Source organism: Micromonospora sp. ALFpr18c (assembly GCF_008868155.1).
Classification (GTDB): domain Bacteria; phylum Actinomycetota; class Actinomycetes; order Mycobacteriales; family Micromonosporaceae; genus Micromonospora.
In genome coordinates, this window is the sequence record NZ_WBKR01000392.1 from 1 (window position 1) to 1,453 (window position 1,453).

The 1,453-nt window shown below is 62.4% G+C and carries 1 protein-coding gene; it reads left to right on the plus strand.

Annotated features, from left to right (window positions below):
- Positions 1-474: 474 nt before the first annotated feature.
- Positions 475-969 (plus strand): SigE family RNA polymerase sigma factor, encoded by a 495-nt coding sequence (locus F8271_RS31340; protein WP_151493382.1) that lies wholly within the window; start codon positions 475-477, stop codon positions 967-969.
- The last annotated feature ends 484 nt before the right edge of the window (positions 970-1,453 follow it).

Genomic DNA, 1,453 nt, shown 5'->3' on the forward strand with positions numbered 1-1,453 from the left:
ACCTGAACAGCCAAACCGGCCCCGCCAGCACGCAACAACGCTGCGCGGGGCCAATCCGTCTCCTACGACACCTAAACACCAAGATCAAATATTTGCGGTGCTGGGACAGCTACCCAAGCGCGGGGCCGGCTATGTCCGACCACGTCGGGTGTGTGACGTCCTGGCGCTGAGATCCTGCACGACTACCGCCAGCGCCGCCCGGGCATTGACCGATGCCGCTTCTGCCACCGCCAATCTCCACAAGATCACTCCTGCGGGCTGCCCACCGACCGACCCCAAGGCAACGCCTTCACCTAGTCACGAGACCTCTTGGGTCAACGTAACGGTGTGTTCAAGATCACAAGCAGGTTGTAGTCAAAGATGTAAGCAAATATTTTGGATCATGAATGGCCGATCCGGCCGCCCGGCGCGATCACGTCGTGTCAACGCGTGCTGCACGGGACGGCCGCTTGCATGGGGAAACGGGGATCTTCGATGGCTGGCGTTGTAAACGAAGTGGAATTCGAGGCATTCGTCCAGGCGTCCCGGGCCTGGCTCCGCCATGAGGCGTACTACATCTGCGGCGACTGGCACGTGGCCGACGACCTCGTGCAGGTGGCGCTCTGCAAGTTGTACCAGCGCTGGGATCGACTGAGCCGGCGAGCAGCACTGGGTGCGTATGCCCGGCGTGTCATCCTCCGAAGCTACCTGAGCGAGCGCCGTCGGTTGCGTTGGCGCTGCGAGGTCGTAGCGCTCGCGACGGTGGACATCGTCTCGTCAGAGGACCCGCAGAGCGCCGTTGACGACCGTCAAATGCTACTGAAGGCACTGCGGCGGCTGGGTCCGCGTCAACGCTCCGTTGTCATGTTGCGCTTCCTGGATGATCTCAGTGTCGAGCAAACGGCGCGAGCACTTGGGTGTGCTCCGGCGACGGTGACGAGCCAGACTGCGCGAGCTCTCAGTGCGCTGCGTCGCGCTCTAAGTTCTTGACCAATGTCGTGCAGCATTCGCCTCCGCTAGAGGCGTGTATGTAGCAAGGCGCTTCGGCGACTCCATAGGGGAGGCATCAGTCAATGAGTATCCGTCGGGCACTCGCCACAGCTAGCGCAGCGCTGTTGGTCGGGTCGATGTCCATCGCGGGAACGGCGCATGCCACGTCTGACGTCGGCGAGGAGGTCTGGAGTCCACGTCAGATCTCCACCGAACGTCTGTACGATGGGTCGGCCTTGCGTCATCGCTACGCGGATGGAAACTCCGTAATTACTGTCGTCGCACCCGCTGACGCGCAGGTGGCCTTCAGTGGTTCCATGAGGTCGACAACGATGGCCACGGCCGTTTCATGATCACGATGTGAGGCCGAGGATGGTGAATGGCCTGGTCATGTTGCGGGCTGCCCAGCGGGTGGCTTCGGTGATGTCGGGTCGGCCGGCCAGGCGTAGGGCGTTGATGGCGAGGTTGCGTAGCGAGGCCAGGA